This window comes from Streptomyces sp. NPDC054770 (assembly GCF_053611985.1).
Genome location: NZ_JBSHBL010000167.1, coordinates 1 through 5,472, shown reverse-complemented (window position 1 = coordinate 5,472; position 5,472 = coordinate 1). Strand labels below are relative to the sequence as shown.

Genomic DNA, 5,472 nt, shown 5'->3' with positions numbered 1-5,472 from the left:
CCCCGGCCCCGGCCCCCGCGCCGGTGGCTGCGGCCCCGGTCACCCCGGCCGCGGCACCGGCTCCGGTCGCTCCGGCGGCTCCGGTCGACGAGGGTGCCTACGTCACCCCGCTGGTCCGCAAGCTCGCCGCCGAGAACGGCGTCGACCTGGGCGCCGTCAAGGGCACCGGCGTCGGCGGCCGGATCCGCAAGCAGGACGTGCTCGCCGCCGCCGAGGCCGCGAAGGCCGCCGCCGCTGCCCCGGCCCCCGTGGCCGCCGCTGTGACTGCCGGAGGCCCTGCCGCCGCCGCTGCCAAGAAGGCCCCCGCGCTGGAGGTCTCCCCGCTCCGCGGCCAGACCGTCAAGATGACCCGCATCCGCAAGGTCATCGGCGACAACATGGTCAAGGCGCTGCGCGAGCAGGCCCAGCTGTCCTCGGTGGTCGAGGTCGACGTGACCCGCCTGATGCGCCTGCGCACCCAGGCCAAGGACTCGTTCGCGGCCCGCGAGGGCGTCAAGCTCTCCCCGATGCCGTTCTTCGTCAAGGCCGCCGCCCAGGCGCTGAAGGCCCACCCGGTCATCAACTCCCGGATCAACGAGGCCGACGGCACCATCACCTACTTCGACACCGAGAACATCGGTATCGCGGTGGACTCCGAGAAGGGCCTGATGACCCCGGTCATCAAGGGCGCCGGCGACCTCAACATCGCCGGTATCGCCAAGGCCACCGCCGACCTGGCCGGCAAGGTCCGCGCCAACAAGATCACCCCGGACGAGCTGTCCGGCGCGACCTTCACCATCTCCAACACCGGCTCGCGCGGCGCGCTGTTCGACACGATCATCGTGCCGCCGAACCAGGTCGCGATCCTCGGCATCGGCGCCACGGTCAAGCGCCCCGCCGTCATCGAGACGGAGGAGGGCACGGTCATCGGCGTCCGCGACATGACGTACCTGACCCTGTCCTACGACCACCGCCTGGTGGACGGCGCCGACGCGGCCCGTTACCTGACGGCCGTCAAGGCGATCCTGGAGGCCGGCGAGTTCGAGGTCGAGCTCGGTCTGTAAGCCTCCTGCGGTCCTGTACGGTGCCCCGCCCGGAGTTCTTCCGGGCGGGGCACCGTCGTCTCACCCGGTCGAGGTGGGGCATGTAAGTCTCGTCTCACCTGCACGAAAGCGCCCCCGCGCGCCCCTCCCGAAAGGCGGTTCGGCCTTATTGTCTAAACGTCAAACGCCCTTAAGGAGCTCCCATGACCGCGCCCGTCGTCCACTCGCTGCGCGAACAGATCCGCGAGCACATCGTGGAGGGAATCGTCAGCGGGCGCTGGCAGCCGGGTGAGCGGATCGTGGAGCGACGGATCGCGACGGAGCTGGAGGTCAGCCAGACGCCGGTGCGGGAGGCGCTGCGGGAACTGGAGTCGCTGCGGCTGATCGAGTCGGCACCGAACAAGGGCGTGCGGGTACGGAACCTGACGGCGGCCGACCTGGAGGAGAGCTACCCGGTGCGGGCCGGCCTGGAGGCGATCGCGGCGGAGCTGGCGGCGGAGCGGCTGGCCGAGGACTGCTCGGCGCTCGAACCGCATGTGGCGGCCCTGTACGACGCCGACCGGAACGCCGACGGCACCGCCCAGGTCCGGCACACGGTCGGCTTCCACCGCGAGCTGGTCCGGGCGGCCGGGAACTCGGTGCTGCTGCACACCTGGGAGGGCCTGGGCATCGAGGTCTTCACGGCGCTGTCGATCCGCTGGCTGGGCACGGTCCAGCAGTCGTACGCCGAGGAGCACGAGGAACTGGTCGCCGCCTTCCGGCGCCGCGATCCGCGCATCGCCGATATCGTGAAGGCCCACGTGCTGGGGTGCGCGCCGCGGCCGTGACGAGGGCTCCGCGAAGAGAGCGGGAGGACCGAGCGTGACGGCGAGCGACAGGCCTGCGGCAAGGCGGCGGATGCGGGTGCTGTGGTGGGTGGCGGGCCTCGCCTACGCCGTCGACCTGGGGAGCAAGACGGCCGTGGTCGCCTGGCTGGAGGGGCGCGCCCCGGTCCCGGTGCTCGGTACCTGGCTGGAGCTGCGGGTGCAGCGCAACCCCGGTGCTGCGTTCGGTGTCGGTCATGCGACGACGTTCGTGTTCACCCTGATCGCGGCGGCCGTCGCCGTGGCCGTCGTCCGGGTCTCCCGCAGGCTGGCCAGCACACCGTGGGCGATCTCGCTGGGGCTGCTGCTCGGCGGGGCGCTCGGCAACCTGACGGATCGTGTCTTCCGGGCTCCGGGCGGCATGCAGGGCGCGGTGGTCGACTTCATCGCGGTCCGCGACTTCAGTGTGATGAATCTCGCCGACTGGGCGATCACCTGCGGCAGCGCCCTGGCGGTCCTGCTGTCCTTGCGCGGGCGGGAGCCGGCGGCCGCCGGTCCGGCGACCCTTTCGTCGTAGATCAAAGCCTCGTGGCCCGAGGTGTCGCAGCCCCCTCCCGGGCCGTCGGAACACAAGAGCGCACCCCCGCTCAAAACCCCGTCCGACCTGCGCAAACCCCATTCCGATCACGTCACCCGGTGCCACCGTCGAAGGCACGCCGTGCCGACTTTCTCGGAATCGAGAGGTTTTGCCCTTCAACCCTTTGATCGATCATCGATCAGGGAGTTAGAGTCGCCGACGGGCTCGCACCCGGGCCCTCCGCCCTGTCCTGCCAAAGACAAAGGGCACCCCCGAACCCTTACCGATGAGGGAACCCCCTTCGACTGAGGAAGGCGGCGACATGACCGACCCCAACGCCATCCAGCCGAGCGCGCTCGACCAGCTCCCGGACCGGGACCCGGAGGAGACCGCCGAATGGCAGGCCTCTCTGGACGCCGTGGCCAGGGAGGCCGGGCCGCACCGCGCCGCGTACCTGATGCGGCGCACGCTGGAGCGCGCCGAGGCGGGCGGCATCGCGCTGCCGAAGCTGCTGGAGACGGACTACCTCAACACCATCCCCACCGCCGCCGAGACGGCCGTCCCCGGTGACGAGGAGATGGAGCGGAAGATCACCGCGTGGAACCGCTGGAACGCGGCCGCGATGGTGACCCGGGGCAGCAAGTACGGCGTCGGCGGCCACATCGCCACCTTCGCCTCCGCTGCCTGGCTCTACGAGACCGGCTTCAACCATTTCTTCAAGGGCAAGGAATCCCAGGATTCGCCCGGCAGCGGCGACCAGCTCTACATCCAGGGCCACGCCTCCCCCGGCATCTACGCCCGTGCCTTCCTCGACGGCCGCCTGACCGAGGCGCACCTCGACAACTTCCGCCAGGAGGCCGGCGGCAACGGCCTGCCCTCGTACCCGCACCCCCGCCGCCTGCCCTGGCTGTGGGAGTTCCCGACCGTGAGCATGGGCCTCGGCCCGCTCTCGGCCATCTACCAGGCCCGTTTCAACCGGTACCTGACGGCCCGCGGCATCAAGGACCTCTCCGCCTCCCACGTCTGGGCCTTCCTCGGCGACGGCGAGATGGACGAGCCGGAGTCCACGGCCGCCCTCGCACTCGCCTCCCGCGAGGGTCTGGACAACCTGACCTTCGTCATCAACTGCAACCTGCAGCGCCTCGACGGCCCGGTGCGCGCCAACTTCAAGATCGTGCAGGAGCTGGAGGCCCAGTTCCGCGGCGCCGGCTGGAACGTCGTCAAGTCGCTGTGGGGCACCGCCTGGGACGAGCTGTTCGCGCTCGACACCACCGGTGCGCTGGTACGGCGGCTGCGCGAGGTACCGGACGCGCAGGTACAGACGTACCAGACCCGCGACGCCGCCTACATCCGCGCCGACTTCTTCGGCAAGGACCCGGCGCTCGCCGAGATGGCGAAGCTGCTGAGCGACGACAAGATCCTGGAGTGCTTCCACCTCTCGCGCGGCGGTCACGAGGCGCGCAAGGTGTACGCCGCGTACAAGGCCGCCGTCGAGTTCAAGGGCGCGCCGACCGTGATCCTGGCCCAGACGGTCAAGGGCTTCACCCTCGGCAGCGGCTTCGCGTCCAAGAACGCCAACCACCAGATGAAGAAGCTGACGGTGGACGAGTTCAAGGCGATGCGCGACCTGCTGGAGCTGCCGATCCCGGACAGCGCCTTCGCCGACGGTGTCGTGCCCTACGGCCACCCCGGCGCCGACTCCCCCGAGGTCCGCTACCTCCAGGAGCGCCGGGCGGCCCTCGGCGGTCCGGCCCCGGCCCGCCGTACGCAGGCCCTGGCCCCGCTGCCCGCCCCCGCCGACAAGGCGTTCGCCTCCTTCGACAAGGGCTCCGGCTCCCAGAACGTGGCGACGACGATGGCCTTCGTCCGGCTGATCAAGGACCTGGTCCGCGACAAGGAGACCGGCAAGCGCTGGGTGCCGATCGTGCCCGACGAGGCGCGCACCTTCGGTATGGAGAGCCTGTTCCCCTCGCTGGGCATCTACTCCCCCAAGGGCCAGACGTACGAGCCGGTCGACCGTGACCAGCTGATGTACTACAAGGAGGCCAAGAACGGCCAGATCCTCAACGAGGGGATCACCGAGGCCGGTTCGATGGCCGACTTCATCGCCGCGTCCACCGCGTACGCGACGCACGGCGAGGCGATGATCCCGTTCTACATCTTCTACTCGATGTTCGGCTGGCAGCGGACCGCCGACCAGATGTGGCAGCTCGGCGACCAGCTCGGCCGCGGCTTCCTGGTCGGCGCGACCGCCGGCCGTACCACCCTGACCGGTGAGGGCCTGCAGCACGCCGACGGCCACTCTCCGGTGATCGCCGCGACCAACCCGGCCGCGCTGACGTACGACCCGGCCTTCGCCTACGAGGTCGCGGCCGTGGTCAAGGACGGTCTGCGCCGGATGTACGGCGAGGCGGCGCCGGGCGAGGACCCGAACGTCTTCTACTACCTGACCGTCTACAACGAGCCGCTCCCGCAGCCCGCCAAACCGGCCGGGCTCGGCATCGACGAGGGCATCGTCAAGGGCCTGTACCGCTTCAACACGGCGGAGTCGGCCGGGCTGTCCGTGGTGGCGAACGCCCCGCGCATCCAGCTGCTCGGCTCCGGTACGGCGATCCACTGGGCGCTCAAGGCGCAGCGGCTGCTCGCCGAGGAGTGGGGCGTGGCCGCCGACGTCTGGTCCGCGACCTCCTGGTCCGAGCTGCGCCGGGACGCCATGGAGGCGGACGCGGCCCTGCTGCGCGGCGAGGAGCGGGTGCCGTACGTCCGCCAGGTGCTGCACGGCGCGGAGGGCCCGGTCCTCGCGGTCTCCGACTACATGCGCCAGGTCCCCGACCAGATCGCGCAGTGGGTCGAGCAGGACTGGTCCTCGCTGGGCGCGGACGGCTTCGGCCTCTCCGACACCCGTGACGCGGCCCGCCGCCACTTCGGCGTCGACGCCGAGTCGATCGTGGTGGCGGCCCTGGCCCAGCTGACCAGGCGCGGCGAGGTCAAGGCGACCGCGGTGAAGGAAGCACGGGAGCGCTACGGGCTCTGAGCCACCGACATGACCGCCGACGGCGCGGTCCGGCAC

At 70.9% G+C, this 5,472-nt stretch carries 4 protein-coding genes; all 4 read left to right on the top strand.

Annotation, left to right across the window (positions count from 1 at the left end; translation table 11 throughout):
• The coding region (gene sucB / locus ACWGKQ_RS51750; protein ID WP_453299107.1) for a 2-oxoglutarate dehydrogenase, E2 component, dihydrolipoamide succinyltransferase at window positions 1–1,043 on the top strand (1,043 nt) is incomplete at its 5' end.
• Between the two features lie 182 nt (window positions 1,044–1,225).
• Complete coding sequence (locus ACWGKQ_RS51745) at window positions 1,226–1,849, top strand: GntR family transcriptional regulator (protein WP_453299106.1); 624 nt, start codon at window positions 1,226–1,228, stop codon at window positions 1,847–1,849.
• A gap of 70 nt (window positions 1,850–1,919) precedes the next feature.
• Entirely contained in the window at window positions 1,920–2,402 is a 483-nt protein-coding gene (locus tag ACWGKQ_RS51740) for a signal peptidase II (RefSeq protein WP_453299108.1), read from the top strand.
• A gap of 322 nt (window positions 2,403–2,724) precedes the next feature.
• Window positions 2,725–5,436 carry a pyruvate dehydrogenase (acetyl-transferring), homodimeric type gene (gene aceE / locus ACWGKQ_RS51735; protein ID WP_453299105.1) on the top strand — a complete coding sequence of 904 codons (2,712 nt, stop codon included), beginning with the start codon at window positions 2,725–2,727 and terminating at the stop codon, window positions 5,434–5,436.
• The last annotated feature ends 36 nt before the right edge of the window (window positions 5,437–5,472 follow it).

Bases quoted from the DNA above. Each gene is read 5' to 3' on its own strand.
- ACWGKQ_RS51740 (WP_453299108.1), top strand. From the start codon at position 1,920: ATGCGGGTGCTGTGGTGGGTGGCGGGCCTCGCCTACGCCGTCGACCTG.
- aceE (WP_453299105.1), top strand. From the start codon at position 2,725: ATGACCGACCCCAACGCCATCCAGCCGAGCGCGCTCGACCAGCTCCCG.
- ACWGKQ_RS51745 (WP_453299106.1), top strand. From the start codon at position 1,226: ATGACCGCGCCCGTCGTCCACTCGCTGCGCGAACAGATCCGCGAGCAC.